The 16,289-nt window shown below is 44.6% G+C and carries 14 protein-coding genes; 7 read left to right on the top strand and 7 right to left on the bottom strand.

The genetic code is table 11. From position 1 onward, the window contains the following. Positions 1-127 precede the first annotated feature (127 nt). On the top strand, positions 128-1,483 hold the full coding sequence (locus tag NL644_RS12055; RefSeq protein WP_253658426.1) for a cache domain-containing protein: 1,356 nt from the start codon (positions 128-130) through the stop codon (positions 1,481-1,483). Next, positions 1,476-2,114, top strand: a complete 639-nt coding sequence (locus NL644_RS12060; protein ID WP_005394727.1) for a response regulator transcription factor — start codon at positions 1,476-1,478, stop codon at positions 2,112-2,114. The genes NL644_RS12055 and NL644_RS12060 overlap by 8 nt, the downstream gene beginning before the upstream one ends. A gap of 40 nt (positions 2,115-2,154) precedes the next feature. Here the strand turns inward: NL644_RS12060 and NL644_RS12065 are convergent, their stop codons facing one another. Next, positions 2,155-2,631 (bottom strand): MarR family winged helix-turn-helix transcriptional regulator, encoded by a 477-nt coding sequence (locus NL644_RS12065; protein WP_031780419.1) that lies wholly within the window; start codon positions 2,629-2,631, stop codon positions 2,155-2,157. Positions 2,632-3,018: 387 nt separating this feature from the next. Here NL644_RS12065 and NL644_RS12070 point away from each other — a divergent pair, with 387 nt between their 5' ends. Together NL644_RS12070 and NL644_RS12075 are read left to right on the top strand one after the other, a co-directional pair. Then, positions 3,019-4,590: a BCCT family transporter gene (locus NL644_RS12070; protein WP_114323221.1), complete on the top strand. Its 1,572-nt coding sequence runs from the start codon at positions 3,019-3,021 to the stop codon at positions 4,588-4,590. Between the two features lie 231 nt (positions 4,591-4,821). Next, positions 4,822-6,705: a methyl-accepting chemotaxis protein gene (locus tag NL644_RS12075; protein ID WP_114323220.1), complete on the top strand. Its 1,884-nt coding sequence runs from the start codon at positions 4,822-4,824 to the stop codon at positions 6,703-6,705. Between the two features lie 70 nt (positions 6,706-6,775). On the opposite strand, the gene NL644_RS12080 is transcribed toward NL644_RS12075, so the two are convergent. Further along, the gene (locus tag NL644_RS12080) at positions 6,776-7,495 is read right to left on the bottom strand and encodes a 3'-5' exonuclease (protein ID WP_080936826.1); all 720 of its coding nucleotides are present in this window, start codon (positions 7,493-7,495) and stop codon (positions 6,776-6,778) included. Positions 7,496-7,503: 8 nt separating this feature from the next. Then, on the bottom strand, positions 7,504-9,393 hold the full coding sequence (locus NL644_RS12085; protein WP_005396868.1) for a DUF294 nucleotidyltransferase-like domain-containing protein: 1,890 nt from the start codon (positions 9,391-9,393) through the stop codon (positions 7,504-7,506). A 318-nt stretch (positions 9,394-9,711) separates the two neighbouring features. On the opposite strand from NL644_RS12085, the gene NL644_RS12090 reads away from it, so the two are divergent. Then, the gene (locus NL644_RS12090) at positions 9,712-10,353 is read left to right on the top strand and encodes an outer membrane beta-barrel protein (RefSeq protein ID WP_005396869.1); all 642 of its coding nucleotides are present in this window, start codon (positions 9,712-9,714) and stop codon (positions 10,351-10,353) included. A gap of 87 nt (positions 10,354-10,440) precedes the next feature. Here NL644_RS12090 and NL644_RS12095 read toward each other — a convergent pair whose 3' ends face one another. The 3 genes from NL644_RS12095 to NL644_RS12105 form a co-directional block, all read right to left on the bottom strand. Beyond that, positions 10,441-11,631: an amino acid aminotransferase gene (locus tag NL644_RS12095; protein WP_114323218.1), complete on the bottom strand. Its 1,191-nt coding sequence runs from the start codon at positions 11,629-11,631 to the stop codon at positions 10,441-10,443. Between the two features lie 331 nt (positions 11,632-11,962). After that, the gene (locus NL644_RS12100; RefSeq protein WP_005396873.1) at positions 11,963-12,262 is read right to left on the bottom strand and encodes a hypothetical protein; all 300 of its coding nucleotides are present in this window, start codon (positions 12,260-12,262) and stop codon (positions 11,963-11,965) included. A 245-nt stretch (positions 12,263-12,507) separates the two neighbouring features. Continuing rightward, positions 12,508-12,738, bottom strand: coding sequence for a hypothetical protein (locus NL644_RS12105; RefSeq protein ID WP_005396877.1), 231 nt, complete (start codon positions 12,736-12,738; stop codon positions 12,508-12,510). Positions 12,739-12,997: 259 nt separating this feature from the next. Between NL644_RS12105 and NL644_RS12110 the strand changes: the two genes are divergently transcribed. Further along, complete coding sequence (locus NL644_RS12110; protein WP_114323217.1) at positions 12,998-14,419, top strand: PLP-dependent aminotransferase family protein; 1,422 nt, start codon at positions 12,998-13,000, stop codon at positions 14,417-14,419. 106 nt (positions 14,420-14,525) lie between these two features. Continuing rightward, positions 14,526-14,744 carry a hypothetical protein gene (locus NL644_RS12115; RefSeq protein ID WP_012841649.1) on the top strand — a complete coding sequence of 73 codons (219 nt, stop codon included), beginning with the start codon at positions 14,526-14,528 and terminating at the stop codon, positions 14,742-14,744. Positions 14,745-14,845: 101 nt separating this feature from the next. On the opposite strand, the gene asnS is transcribed toward NL644_RS12115, so the two are convergent. Continuing rightward, on the bottom strand, positions 14,846-16,246 hold the full coding sequence (gene asnS / locus NL644_RS12120; RefSeq protein WP_046876186.1) for an asparagine--tRNA ligase: 1,401 nt from the start codon (positions 16,244-16,246) through the stop codon (positions 14,846-14,848). Positions 16,247-16,289: the final 43 nt, after the last annotated feature.

Here is a 16,289-nt window from a genome sequence, read left to right on the forward strand (position 1 = left end):
GTGAACTGAGAGTTTTTACCTTTTGAGACAAGTTGTTAAGCTGCTATTTATGTCTAGGCGGACGAAGTCGAGTTATTTGTGCTGCTAAGATTGTGAGCTGTAAAGCAGCGTTTCATGGAGGAAAGGGATGCCTCTCAAAGCAAAGTTAATTCTGCTGACATTGATACCCGTGGTATTGGTGTCAGCGAGTATCAGTTGGATTTCTATCTATCAAACCAAGACTCTTGGCAAAAGGGAGGTAGAGATCTTTCATCAAAACCTGATCCAATCAAAAGAGGCGGCGCTCAAAGACACGGTCGACGTCGCCTTTGACTCCATTTCTTATATTTACAACGATCCAACCTTAGAAGAGGGCGTTGCTAAAACACACGTGAAAGCGATTTTAAACCGTTTAAGCTACGGAGCAGACGGCTACTTTTTTGCTTACGATAAATACGGCACCAACCTTGTACATCCTGTTCTTCCAGAGCTAGTCGGGGAGAACTTACTCTATCTTGAAGACGAGAATGGCGATCGTCTAATCGAAGCTTTGTTGTATCAAGCTCAATCAGGTGGCGGATTTCATCAGTACCTGTGGCAAAAGCCATCTACGGGTGAAGTCGTCCCAAAGCTTAGCTACGCCGCATGGCTCGATAAGTGGGAATGGATGATAGGGACAGGGCTCTATATTGAGGACGTAAGCCAAGAAGTCGCCAATATGCGCGCTGCGGTGAACAAAAATATCGAAACGACTTTTTTCTCGGTCGTCGTGATCTTAGCGGTGACCGTTGCTGTAATTATCGTTCTCACTTTAGCGATCAATCTGCATGAACACCGTCTTGCCGATAAAAACCTTAAAGAGTTGGCACATAAAACCGTCATGTTTCAAGAGGATGAGAAAAAGCATCTAGCGAGAGAGTTGCATGATGGAATCAACCAGTTGTTAGTTTCTAGTAAATGTCATTTGGATTTAATGAGTCATAGACTGGAAGACGAAAAACTCAAATCTCACTTAGATAAATCACAACGATCGCTCGTCACCGCGATAAATGAGGTGCGTCATATTTCTCATCAGCTCCGTCCAAGCGCCCTTGATGATATCGGCTTAGAGGCGGCACTGACCACTTTACTGCAAGACTTTCACTCTCACTCTGGGATTGATATCGAGAGTAATTTTGATACTCAGCAGTACAAACTGACGTCGGAGGTCGCGACGACCTTATATCGTGTTGCTCAAGAGTCTTTGAACAACATCGAAAAACACGCAAGAGCGAAAAAAGTGACGGTTACTTTGCAAAAAATGGGCAATATGCTGCAATTACTCATACGTGACGACGGTGTTGGCTTTGTGGTTAACCAAGCAGTGCACCAACAAGGGATTGGGTTAAGGAACATGCAAGAGCGTGTAGAGTTCATTGGTGGTGAGTTTGAACTGATGAGTGAGCTTGGTTTAGGAACAGAGATTACCGTGCTGCTTAATTTGGATGAATTAGTTTATGGATAAACCGATTAGTGTGGTGATTGTTGATGATCATCAAGTGGTCTTAGATGGCTTCATGGCTCGCTTGGAGTTAGAGCCTGACATTGAAGTGGTCGGTACGGCAAGCAATGGGCTGGAAGCGATAGAAGTCGCAAAGCACCTTCAGCCTGATGTCATCTTGATGGACATTAGCATGCCGATAATGAACGGTATTGAAGCGACTGGGGTAATTAAAGAAGAGCGACCAGAGAGCAAAATACTTATGCTGACCATGCACGATAACCGTGAATACATCATGAAGGTCATGCAAGCTGGCGCAGTAGGGTACATGCTCAAGGAAATCTCGGCCGAGAAAATGGTGCAAGCAATAAAAACGGTGAATCAAGGTTCAACGTATTTCTGTGAGTCTGTCACACAAACGCTTTTTACCCAAGAGGTGGTGCCAGCCACTCAAAAAACGAATCCACTCAGCCGCAGGGAAGAAGCGGTGCTTAAATTAGTCGCTCAAGGAAACAGCAGTAAGAAAATAGCCACACTACTTAACATTAGCTACCGAACGGTAGAAACGCATCGCCATAACATTAAGCACAAGTTGGATTTACATTCGACGGCAGAGCTAGCGAAATATGCGTTTGAAACAGGGTTAACTGAGTAGGAGAGTAGTGCCCGCAAAAAGCGAGCACGTGAGAGCGAAATTAATCGACTTTTGTAATGCTGCCAAGCTCTAGCATTGGAGCGACATCGATATCCTCTGCATTCATCATTGTTGAGATGCGTTGAACGGAAGATAGCAGCAGAGACTGCTCCCATTCTTCCAGTTTTTGGAATCGATTAATGAAGTGTTCCTGCAATGGCGTTGGTGCTTGCTTTAGGGCTTCCTGGCCTTTGCTCGTAAGTACAGCATGCACTTTACGCTTGTCTTGAACACTGCGCTGACGCTCAACAAACTGGCCTCGTTCTAGTCTATCTAGAATGGTCGTTGCGGTCGCTTGGCTCATGTTAGTGTGGCTAGACAACTGTTTAATCGTTACGTTATCTAACTCATTGATAGCACGCATCAAAATCAACTGTGGAGCGGTCAATCCAGACTCTTTGCTCAGCTTTTTAGAATGTAAATCAATAGCGCGGATGATCTGACGAATCGAGACCAATACTTCTTCGTACTTTTCCAATTTATTCATCCAGTCTGTAGGGAACATTTATCGAGGCGACACTAACTTAAATGCGCCCTTATTTAAAGGGGTGGAATCAAAAATTACCACTACAATTTTAAGTAGTGTCTCCAATTTCATTTTGTTGCGTCGTGTAGACAAAATAAGAAGACCTAAAATTATTATAGCAATAAATGTTTGTGGTCTAACTATTGCGCTAGTGGTTTATCCTTTTAAAGGTGGAAATTGCTGAGTGAAAAGTAAGTTATTGGATTTTTTCATAGCAAAAAGATAGACAAAAACGTGTCAAATGATAGGATCTTGCGCCTTCACGGAATGTAAAACGTATCGTGTTCGAAAGATTTTTTTGTTTGGTACGTAAAAACAGTACAAAAATAGAGAGGAACGATGACAAAGGGTATAGATAAGTACAGTATCGATAGTACCGACTATACGGTAGGTCAAGACAACGTTCAAAAATGGGGTTTTGATGTTCATAACCCAGTTTTTGGTATTAGTGCAGGTTTAATTGCGCTGTTTCTTGTCGCTGCATTAGTTCTAGATGCACATACCGCAAAGACGGCACTTGATGGGCTGAAATGGAAGATCATTGGTTCATTCGATTGGTTGTTCATTATTGCAGGTAATATTTTCGTTATTTTCTGTTTGGCACTTATCGTTTCGCCAATGGGTAAAATCCGCCTAGGTGGTAAAGACGCTGTTGCCGATTACTCGTTCATGTCATGGCTTGCAATGCTATTTGCGGCTGGTATGGGTATCGGTTTAATGTTCTGGAGTGTCGCAGAACCTGTCGCTTACTTCACTGGTTGGTATGAAACGCCACTCGGTGTTGAAGCAAACACACCAGAAGCAGCGAGATTGGCACTGGGTGCGACGATGTTCCACTGGGGTCTTCACCCATGGGCAATTTACGGTGTTGTAGCACTTTCTTTAGCATTCTTTGCCTACAACAAAGGTTTACCGCTTTCTATGCGCTCGATCTTCTACCCGCTTCTGGGTGATCGCGCGTGGGGCTGGGCTGGTCATATCGTGGATATCTTGGCCGTTCTTGCGACCTTGTTTGGTCTTGCAACGTCACTGGGCTTAGGTGCACAACAAGCGGCAAGTGGTATTCATCACGTATTTGGTGTTGAGCCAGGCCTGGGCCTACAAATCGTCGTCATTACCGTTGTAACTTTGCTTGCTGTTGTTTCAGTCGTACGTGGTATTGATGGTGGCGTTAAAGTCATTAGTAACATCAACATGGTTGTGGCGTTCTTGCTACTGATTCTTGTTGGTCTTATCGGTTGGGCGGCGAGTTTAGGCTCGATTCCAACCACACTTATGGCATACGTAGAGAATATTATTCCGCTAAGTAACCCGTTTGGTCGTACAGATGAGGCATGGTTCCAAGGCTGGACAGTATTCTACTGGGCTTGGTGGATTTCATGGTCACCATTCGTAGGTATGTTCATTGCGCGTGTTTCTCGCGGTCGTACCGTTCGCGAATTCATTACAGCCGTTCTATTGGTTCCAACCGCTGTTACTGTTGTTTGGATGTCAGTATTTGGTGGTCTAGCGATCGAGCAAGTTGTTGATAAAGTAGGTGAGTTGGGCACGAAGGGTTTGACTGACGTTTCACTTGCTATGTTCCAAATGTTCGATGTTCTTCCATTTGGTAGCATGCTTTCAATCATTGCTGTTGTGTTGGTACTTGTGTTCTTCATCACGTCTTCTGACTCTGGTTCACTTGTTATCGACAGCATCACAGCGGGCGGTAAAGTCGACGCTCCTGTACTTCAACGTGTTTTCTGGGCATTTATGGAAGGTGCAATTGCGGTTGCTCTACTGTGGATTGGTGGCTCAGAAGCAGTTCAAGCGCTTCAGGCAGGTGCAATTTCTACAGCACTACCGTTTACCTTCATTCTGCTTGCAATGTGTGTGAGCTTATTGATGGGTATGAGAACAGAACGTCAATAACTCAGGCATTTTATAAATCTGTCTGAGTAACAAGTAATCAAAAGGCCAGTATTTTGCTGGCTTTTTTTTGTGCGGTTTTTATGACGGTGAGACAAAAAAATGACACATGAAAGTTCATATTTTACAAAGAGTTAATGTGCTATTTTGTTTTTTAAAAATTAGTGAATAGTCGTGAAAAAGTGTGTAATATTCACACACCTTAACTGTTCTCCCAACTCAAAAACTATAAATATGAAATTATCATTAAAACAAAAGCTTATTGGCGCAAGCCTTTCTGCTGTTGTTGTGATGGCAACAGCACTTACTTGGTTGTCGGCTGGTCAATTATTTGATCAGACTCGTTCAGGTGTCTATTCACGTGCGCAAAGTCTAAGTACTACTGCGTCAGAAGGAATTTCTGATTGGGTCAATATCCGTAAAGATATTGCTACCGCATTCAACGACTACTCGACAGAGCAAGACGTTGTCCCTTTCCTACAACAAGCTCGCAAGGCTGGTGGCTTTGATGACATCTTCCTTGGTACACCAAACGGTGATATGTATCGCTCTCACCCTGAGCGTAACCGTGCTGATTACGACCCTCGTACTCGTCCTTGGTACAAAGATGCTAACGCCGCAGGTAAGCAGATCATCACAGCTGCATATCAAGATGCAATCACTAACGCGCTGCTTGTAACCATTGCTGAGCCAGTAATGAAAAATGGTCAGTTTGTTGGTGTTGTTGGTGCAGATGTACTGATCGATCAGCTCATCAGCGACGTGATTAACCTAGATGCAGGTGAAAATGCGCATGCGATGTTAATCGATATGAACGAAGGTACGTTCCTAGCGCATCCAGATAAAAGCTTAACGCTTAAGCCTATCACCAGTGTTCTAAAAGACTTTTCAGAAGATGCAATCGAGCGCGCTGCAGATGAAGGTCGTATCGAAGATACGGTAATCAAAGGCAAAGAGAAGCTTTACTACTTTAATAAAGTACCTGGCACGCATTGGATGTTCGCGATTGAAATGGATCGCGCAACGGAAGAAGCAGGGCATGCGGTATTGCTACGTGACCTATTGATCACTGCAGTGATGATCACCATTGTGGTTATTCTTGCGGTATCTTGGTTAGTTGGTTTCTTGTTCCGTGACTTGAGCCGCGTATCAAATGCACTTGAGGAAATTGCATCTGGTGAAGGTGACTTAACGCAACGACTAGAACCACGCAGTGATGATGAAGTCGGTAAATTGGCTGAAAACTTCAACCGCTTTGTTGGCAACATGCACACGATGGTGACCAAGCTTAGCCACGTATCATCTGCGCTTTCAGAGCAAGCACGCACGACGGCACAGCAAGCTGAAGAGCGTAGTCAGCGTATCTCTTACCAGCAAGATGAGATCAACATGGTTGCGACGGCTGTGAACGAAATGGCAGCAGCAACACAAGAAATTGCAGGTAATGCAGATAGCACGGCAAGTAATTCAGAGGAAGCGGTTCAAGCTTGTTCACACGGTTCTAGCCAAGTGACTCAGACGCAAGGTTCTATCCAGAACTTGGCGCAAGAAGTTCAAGTTGCCACTGATGTGATTCAAGAGCTAGAAGCACACGGAAATAGCATCAATACGATTCTATCAACGATTCAAGGTATTGCTGAGCAAACTAACCTACTTGCACTTAACGCGGCAATTGAAGCAGCACGTGCAGGTGAACAAGGCCGTGGCTTTGCTGTGGTTGCGGATGAAGTTCGCGTATTGAGCCAACGCACTCATGCTTCAACGCAAGAGATTCAAGAAACTATCGAGATGCTACAGGGCACAACAGCGAAAGCGGTTGGCATCATGGGTGATAGCCGTCGTCTGGCTGACACCAGTGTTGATGATGCAAACGCGGCAGCAGCGAGCTTGACGCAAATCCATACTGCTGTTGAGCGCATCAGTGACATGGCAACGCAGATTGCATCGGCGGCAGAAGAGCAAGCATCGGTAACAACCGAGATCACGCGTAATACTGAAGGCATTCGTGACGTTTCTAACGAGCTGTCGGTAGAAGCTCATCAAGCAGCAGAACAAGCTGCCCACCTATCTGAGCTTTCACACGAATTAGAGCAAGAGATTCAACGCTTTAAGCTGTAATCGGATACCGACCTAAATAAAAAGGAGCCATTTGGCTCCTTTTTTGATCGCTTATTAAGCTAGAAAGACGTTATAGCCAGAACTCACTGATCGGTTGGTCTTCGCTATAATGATGGGCGATTTGCGCTTGTAGCAGTTCTGCCGTAGCAATTGCATCGGTTAATGCATGGTGAGGGGTATAGTCTGGCAGACCATAACGGCGTCGAGATTGCGCTAGCCGAACCGATTCTGGCTTTTTCCCTTTTAAACGCTCCCAGAGTGAGCCAGAGCGTTTCTGTTGAATGGTTTCTTCAAGATGCAACGTATCTATCACTGGAAACTCAATTCCTTCCCCTAAACGGCTTTTGAGTGCTTTATCCAGAAATTCTCTCTCGATACGACGATAATGCACAACAATGATTTTTCCGCTTAAGCATGGTAGTAGCTCGCTTAAGATGTCACCCAAGTCAGGTGCATCGATCAATTCACTGTGAGTAATACCATGTATGATTACCGAGTCTTCATCGAGTGCTCGCTGCGGGCGAACTTTCCAATGACGCGAATTGCGCAAAAAAATCCGCTTCAAGTTAAACGGCACTAAACCAATGGTAATGATGTCATGTTTTTCGGGGTTCAACCCCGTCGTTTCGAAATCTAGCGCGACGAACTCCACCTCAGACAGGGGGGTCTCTGGTGCAGGTGGTTTATTGCTATAAAACGCAATTAAATTCTCATCTTTAGCCATCTCCAACTTTTGTTCAAATTTCGTTGGCCACTGAATGGTTGGCTTCTGAAAGAGCTTTTTGATCATGTTCAACCTCACTTAAAGCTCTTATTCGCTTGGTAGCGGAACTTAAGGAAGTTCTGCCCATTGCTTAGGATTTGGAAAGCATCTTTTAGGTTGCGACGTTCAAATTCAGAGAGATTTTCTGGTTCGATATTGTTATCTGGGTCAATGCCTAATTCCACGTCCGTCGCTTGGTGACGAATACGCACCATGGAAATAAACTCTAGTGCGTCTTTTAAGTCTTGTGCACGACCTTTTGGCAAAATGCCAGCATCAATGATGTCGTCGAGACGCTCAAACGAATTCTGTGCGCGTGAGCCAACCGCCAGAGAGTGAACGCGAATTAAGTCGACCAGAGGAGCCGTACCACGACGTTTGAGGTTGATGGAGTTGTTGTGTCTGCCATCTTTCTCCATCACAAAGTCTTTAAAGAAGCCAAGTGGCGGCGTTCGGTTAAGTGCGTTGCGAGCCAGACAGGCTAAGAAGCGATTGTTTTTACGCGCACGACGAACAATAAAGCTGGTTAATTGTTCTGCCCATTTTAAGCGACCGTAAACGCCATCCAAATCGAAAAAGATGGACGCGTTGAGTAGCGCTTTCGGGTTCGGGTTATCAATCCAGTCAGCGAAGCACTCTTCCCACTCTGAACGAGTCATGCGCCATAATGGGTTGGTTGCCATAATATCGCCCGTACAATACTTGTAGCCACAGGCATCTAATCCATCACTGACGTATTTTGCTAAAGCTTCGAAGTACTTACCATGTTTCTCTTCTTGGTAGGTCTCATCTAGAATGATGGCGTTATCTTGGTCAGTCACCAACAGTTGCTCATCACGTCCCATTGAGCCAAGTGCAAGGAAACAATAAGGAATTGGTGGTGGGCCAAGCTCTTCTTCAGCCATTTCTAACAGACGCTGTTTGAAGCTTCGACCAATCACGGACATCGCACTGCCCACCATGTGTGAGTTGGCATCTTCGTTGACCAGGCGTACAAAGCTGCTTTTTACTTCTTCAGCAACAACTGCCAAATCTTCGATAGTCTGTTGTTGGAAAATGCTACTCACCAATAAGAGCGAGTTTTGTGATTCATAGCGAACAATGTCGGTTGTTTCGATAATACCAATAGGCAATTGGTTTTTAACCACAGGCAGGTGGTGCACGTTGTAACGCAGCATGGTTAACATTGCTTCATAGATGTAGGCATTGTGATCAAGAGACATGACTTCAGTGGTCATCACACTTGATACATCGTCCTGTGGAGACAAGCCTTCGGCCAACACACGGGTACACAAGTCACGGTCAGTAATAATACCAAGTACCGGAGACTGTGGGTCATCTTCGTCACGAACGAAATCTGGATCGACGATAAGTAGAGCAGATACGTTGTCATTCGCCATCTGCTGCGCGGCTTGCTGGATTGTCTGTCCTCGATCAATCGTATGAGCATCGCCAGTCAGCAAGGTTTTCACTTTCGATGTCGTCAGGTCATTGGCATCTTTGTTTTCTGAAATGGCTTGGCGTAAACGAGCACTATTTTCCACTTCGACAAAGTCTGCAAAGGAATCAAAGTTGTCGTATATTTCTTGGAAAACGTCACCAGGAATACAGTAGAGCAGAGTATCTTCAATGGCTTTTACCGGAAAGCGTACTTTGTTGTTGGTTAGCATTCCCATCTGGCCAAATAGGTCACCTTCATCAAGACGGTTATAAAGCTCTCCTTTGCGTCGATAAACTTCTACGACACCGCTTCGCACCACGTAGAGATCTTGGATATAGTCTCCAAAATGGATGATTGGGGTATCTTCTCGGTAGTACGAGATCTCGACACTCTCTGTCACCTTGTTTAGTGTTTCTTCAGGGAGTTCATTGAACGGGGGGTACTTGGCGAGAAAGTTATAAATCTCGAGAAGTTCTGCATCCATCGAAGGTGCCTTTTAGTTCGCAAATAATAAAGTAATCTTAACTTAGTTTTAAAACAGAGTCTTATCTGAACCGTGATTTTCGTACTCAGTCATAAGATTCTGACATATCGCACGATAAGGAATCGGCATTTCTACTACTATATAGTCACTTAAAAGGTGAGCGGACGTGGTCGATATATTTTGGGCCAATGCTTGATTTAGAGGCATAGCAGGTTTCAAATCGTTACCGCGTCTGTAAACTAAGTTATTTTTGTTGAACTAAGCCACTCAAGGTGATTTGGGGGCAGTGTTTAAATAATTCTCATGAAAGGAAGTCGAATGGTGAGAAGTTTATTGCTTGCGTCTTTAGCTGCTTTGCCAGCAGTAACTAGCGCGGCGGTCATGGACCAAGCAGAAAAATTTGGGTATGAACACATTCACCTGGATGTGGGTGCCGGAACCACAAATGAAGAGTGGTTAGATAATTCGAACGCGACCACAATTGGGCTCGGTGGTAATTACTTATTTACTGAGAACTGGTTGTTTAATGTCGATTACTCGGCGCAGTTTTTCCATCCGGACGACTTTACTCTTCGCATTGACCGTTTGTTGTTTGGTGGTGGTTATCGTTATGGGATTACGGATCAATTCGATATCTACGGTAAATATGGAATAGGTGCAATCAAAGCGAAAGCGACGGACGACAAAACGGATAATACGTTATCTTCAGATAGCGAATTGCTTCAAGCCGTCACCGTTGGGGTGAATTACTTATTCAGTGAACAACTTATTGCGACGGCCGAGGTGGAAGTTAACCGCAGTGATATCGTCGATGAGAACAATTTTAAGATAGGTTTTAACTACCAATGGCATGATGTTATTGGTACTGGTCTTTTTTATCAGTTTAGAGATACCGATTACAGCGGTGAGAGCTCTGATTATGTCAATGAAGTGGGGCTGAGTTTGAAGTTTGTCTACTAGCGGACTGGTTCATTTATTGGCAATAAATAAAAACAAAAAGGTCAGCTTATGCTGACCTTTTCTTTTAATAAAGTATGCGACTATCGATTATAAAACCGCTGCAATGCCTTTACACAGAGGGCCCATATTTGACTTCGTCATACCAGCAACACTGATTCGGCCTGAACCGACGATGTAAATACCGAACTCTTCTTTCAGACGGTTTACTTGCTCTTTAGATAGGCCAGAGAAAGAGAACATACCATTTTGACGTTCGATGAAGCTAAAGTCTGCGTCCACACCTTCTGATTTTAGTGTCGCTACAAATAGTTCACGCATCTCTTGGATACGGTCACGCATTTCTGCTACTTCAGCTTCCCATTCCGCACGCATTTCGGTGTTGCCAAGAATGTGAGTCACGACAGCGCTGCCGTGCGCAGGTGGGTTAGAGTAGATAGAGCGAATAATGGCTTTAACTTGCGAAAATGCGGTTGTTGCGACTTCTTCTGATTCCGCTACTAACGTGAAGGCACCAACGCGTTCGTTGTAAAGGCCAAAGTTTTTCGAGAACGAGCTCGCGACTAGGATTTCTTTGTTGTACTTAGCAAAAGTACGAAGACCCGCCGCATCCTCTTCCACGCCTTTAGCAAAGCCTTGGTATGCGAAGTCAAATAGAGGAAGCAATTTCTTCTCTGCGACTAGTTTCGCCAATGTTTCCCATTCTTCAGCAGTTGGGTCGATACCTGTAGGGTTGTGGCAGCAGCCGTGTAGAAGCACGATGTCACCTTCAGACGCAGATTGCAGATCGTTTAGCATTGCATCGAAGTCTTTGTCTTTTGTTTCAGCGTTGTAGTAGCTGTATTGTGCCGTTTCGATACCAGCGGCAGTAAATACGCCGTTGTGGTTTGCCCAAGTAGGATTGCTGATCCAGATTTTTACATCGCCAAGTTGGCGTTTAATGAACTCACCAGCAACACGTAATGCACCAGTACCACCTGGAGCTTGAGCTGTTTTAGCGCGTTTTTCGTTTACAATTTCTGCATCAGAGCCGAAAAGCAGTTTTTGTACGGCAATGCCGTACTCAGCTGTGCCTTCGATAGTTAGGTAAGATTTGGTTTTTTCAGTTTCAACAAGCGCTGCTTCAGCTTTCTTTACTGTTGCAAGAACGGGAGTTTCGCCTTGCTCGTTTTTGTAAATACCTACGCCAAGGTTAATTTTGTCTGCGCGAGCATCTTTTTTAAACTCTTCAGTAAGGCCAAGAATAGGGTCAGCCGGAGCGGCAACTACTTTTTCAAACATAATCTTCATCCATGTTAATCGAAGGGGTGTGCTAACATTTATACCTTTCAGCAATATTGGTTACAACCGTTACTGAAAAGAAAACCTAAAAAAGTTGCGATTTGAAACAGAATTCTAACATAACTAAAGTTTTTGCCATGAAAACGTTTGGTAGGCACAGAGTTTGAAGGGGATTTATACCATGGTTGATGAAGTTTTGTTCACGTACCAATCGTTTGACTTCAGTGCTTTGCGTTAGTGATTTACGTGGAGTGGCGGTTACTAGTTGAGACAAAAACGCCCCACTAAAGGTGGAGCGTTTGCTTGTAAGAAGTATAGAGGCCGATTGATGTTATTTCTTCAGATCGATTTCAGACTCAACCGCATTGGTTTCGATGTCTGGATTAGAAGAAAGCTTCTCAGTCGCCCAGTCGTTCATATGCTTTAAGATTGCTTTTAACGCGTGCTTCTCTGTTGGGACTTCCGCTTTTTCGACTTCAAGCTTTTGTTTCGGGTGTGTGCCCGTCGCATCTTCCGCTACGTGTAGCCAATCTGGGTGCCAGTAATAAGGTTGGCCGGAAGGAGAACTCCAAGAATGTACGCCGTTGGATTCACCTTTGTATTTAATGTCTTCTTCGTTGTATTTCGCCATTATTGTTTTCTCTCATAATTCATGAGTTGAGGTGTGCATCACCATTACTATCTAAATGTAACAGATGTAACGAAAATTAATGTGATAACTATCGACTTATTTTGTCATTCGATAGCTACAGACGATGCGTACTTCTCATTCAGAAGAATTTATTATTTGGCAGGTTTTGGCTTTATATGCGTTTAAAGCATACGACGATGGATTCGCCTACCTAACGCTATTCTTGAACGGTGATAGAGCCTAAACTACTCGTCATTCAAGTGTTTGAGAATCGCCGCTTTTGCATGCTCTTCTGTTGCGGCCTCTCCGTCAGGGACTTCAAGGTCAGCCTTTTTGTGTTCACCCAAAGCATCTTCAGCGATATGCAACCAATCAGGATGCCAGTAATAAGGGGTTGTGCCGCCAGGATGGTCCCAGCTATGTACACCTTTATGTTTCCCGCGATAAGAGAGATCGTCCATTGTAAATACTTTCATCGCTTCCTCCCGACTTAAAAGATAGATGTCTAAGTGGATTTAACACTCTCAGTCCCGTGAAATGCCTTGCTTTTCAGACAAGGCAAAGATTTAAGACCACTCGGACGTATCAGTAAAAGTATGGAACATAAATTCTCACTTCGTCGTCGAAATTGCTATAAACAAGCTTGATAAATTACGTTGCTAAATTGACTACTGCCATATCAGAATGCTGGCGCGAAGTATGCTATGGTGCGGCTGCAAGTGAAATGAGGGATACATGAATCGATACCGTCAATTGGCCGAATTGTTTAAGGCACAAATTCAGCAAGATACTTGGAGAGCAGGGGAGAAGCTGCCTTCAATACGCGTCACCAGCCGCAATCATTCCGTAAGTGCAGGTACGGTATTACAAGCCTATCAATTGCTAGAGGCGCAAGGCTGGGTGATAGCAAAGCCTCAATCTGGTTACTATGTGACTGCCGATCTTGAACGTCTCACTAATACGAATGGAATTAAAAGCAACAATACACCATGCACCAAGTTGAATGATGAGTTGTATTCGTTTTTGAAGCATCAAGCAACATCGGATGTTGTTCATTTAGGCTCGGCGTTTCCGGATCCGTGTTTGTTTCCTTTAGAGTCGCTTAACCGTAATTTGGCCAGCTCGGGACGAAAAATGGGGCCGGATAAGTTGCTAGACAACCTACCTCCTGGTGCTGAGTCGTTAAGGCGACTCGTCGCTCAGAGGTATATTCATCATGGGATATCACTAACCCATGATGATGTGGTTATTACTTCCGGTGCGCTAGAAGCATTGAACTTGAGTTTGCAAGCGGTCACCCGACCAGGTGATACTGTCGTTGTCGAATCCCCAACGTTTTATGGCGCACTTCAAGCGGTAGAACGGTTAGGTCTCAAAGCTATTGAAATCAGTGTCGATGATGAGAGTGGGCATTCGCTTGAACAAATCGAAGCAGCTTTTGCCAATGAAGATGTTCGGGCTTGTTGGTTAATGACGAACTTTCATAATCCAACCGGGGCTTCTTTGTCTGATGAACACAAACGATACATTGTTGAGTTAGCCAATCGATATGATGTGTATCTCATCGAAGACGATGTGTACTCTGAGCTGTATTTTTCTGACAAAAGGCCGAACTCATTGAAGACCTTTGATGAGCAAGAGCGTGTCCTTCATTGTGGTTCTTTTTCTAAGAGTTTATGCCCTGGGTATCGCTTGGGTTGGGTGGTGAATAAGCGTTTTAACGAGACTATTCAAAAGCTCCAGTTAATATCGACATTATCTGGGAGTGCCCCTATTCAGCAGGGGGTTGCACATTACTTACAAAACGACAGTTACGACAACCACCTGAGAAAGCTGCGTAAGGCACTGCAACAACGTCAAGCTGACTTCGTGGATTTACTTGCAAAGCACCTACCTAAAGAGGTTACCTATCAACGTCCTGATGGTGGTTACTTTCTTTGGCTGAAATTGCCAGATGGAATATCAAGTAAAGCGGTATATCAAGCACTATTGTCTGAGCAGGTTACTGTCGCTTATGGCAAACTCTTTTCGATAAGTGATCAATACGAAAACTATTTAAGACTGAATACATCGCTTCCTTTAGAAACGAGTTTAGAACGTGCTATCAAAAGGTTAGGTGATTTGCTTCGCGAATTACTCAGAATTGAAACTCATTAAACTGCTTAGTGTTTTTTTGCTCCAACTGTATCAGCGCCATTTTTGCAAATTGTGCTTCAATCATTATTCAGGTCGAAAGACCTTGGATGATTAAGCAGGATTTAAGATGAAAAAGCAGTTGGTTAAGCATGAGTTAAGGTTAATCGCCGTTGCTATTTTTAGTGCGTTTTTACTGGTATTTGCGCATCTCATTTTGGCGAAATCTTTCTCTCATATGGCATGGACAGAGTACACCGCGGCCGTGATCCCTTTCGTAATGTTTGGCTTATGTATTGTGGGCGTAAAGTACGCTGAAAAAGCGGACAGAGATAAGGAAGAAGACTAACTCAAGCTTGAGTTGCTTGGCAGATAGTATTGACGGTTGAGCACAAAATAAAAGACCTCCACTAGGGAGGTCTTTTCTAATTCTGTCTCACTAAAAAGTGATTAGAAGTTCGCAGAGCGAGGCGTACGTGGGAATGGAATCACGTCACGAACGTTGCCCATGCCTGTTACGTAAGATACTAGACGCTCAAAGCCTAGACCAAAGCCTGCGTGTGGCACTGTGCCGTAACGACGCAAGTCGCGGTACCAGCTCATGTGCTCAGGGTCGATACCCATTTCGCGCATACGTGCATCCAGTACGTCTAGACGCTCTTCACGCTGAGAACCACCGATGATTTCACCGATGCCAGGTGCTAGAACGTCCATTGCCGCTACCGTCTTACCATCATCGTTCATACGCATGTAGAATGCTTTGATGTCTTTCGGGTAGTTCTTAACGATTACCGGCGCTTTGAAGTGCTCTTCCGCTAGGAAACGCTCGTGCTCAGATGACATATCGATACCCCACTCAACTGGGAATTCGAACTCACGGCCAGAATCCAACAGGATTTGGATCGCGTCAGTGTAGTCAACTTGTGCGAAGTCAGAAGAAACAAAGTTCTCTAGACGGCTAACGGCTTCTTTGTCGATGCGCTGAGCAAAGAACTCAAGGTCATCGCGACGCTCTTCAAGTACTGCTTTGAATACGTACTTAAGCATGTCTTCAGCCAGTTTCGCAACGTCGTCCAGTTCTGCAAACGCAACTTCAGGCTCAACCATCCAGAACTCTGCTAGGTGGCGGCTTGTGTTTGAGTTTTCAGCACGGAAAGTAGGGCCGAAAGTGTAAACCTTACTTAGTGCACAAGCGTAAGCTTCCGCGTTTAGCTGACCAGATACCGTAAGGAAAGTTTCTTTACCGAAGAAGTCTTCGTTGTAGTCTACTTTGCCAGCGTCTGTACGAGGTAGGTTTTCCATGTCTAGCGTAGAAACGCGGAACATTTCACCAGCGCCTTCAGCATCTGAGGCAGTGATCAACGGCGCAGATACCCAGAAGTAACCTTGCTCGTGGTAGAAGCGGTGGATCGCTTGAGATAGGCAGTTACGTACACGTGCTACCGCACCGATTACGTTTGTGCGCGGACGTAGGTGCGCTACTTCACGTAGGTACTCAATAGAGTGACGAGTTTTTGCCATCGGGTAAGTTTCTGCGTCTTCAACCCAACCAACCACTTTAACGCCAGTGGCAGCAAGTTCGAAGTCTTGGCCCTTTGCAGGAGATTCAACAATCTTACCAGTTACTTCAACAGAGCAGCCAGTCGTTAGCTTTAGTACTTCGTCTTCGTAATTATTAAGATTATTTGGGACCACGGCCTGAATCGGGTCGAAACAAGAGCCGTCATATATGGCAAGGAAAGAGATTCCAGCTTTGGAATCACGACGTGAACGGATCCAGCCACGAACAGTCACTTCGCTGTCTACTGCTAGCTGACCTTTCAATACGTCTGATACAGGCGCGTAAGTCATGTTTTCAATATTCTCCATTGAGGTAAAAATTCAACCCAACACT

This window comes from Vibrio sp. Y10_XG_PY6, from assembly GCF_024181795.1.
GTDB lineage: Bacteria > Pseudomonadota > Gammaproteobacteria > Enterobacterales > Vibrionaceae > Vibrio > Vibrio diabolicus.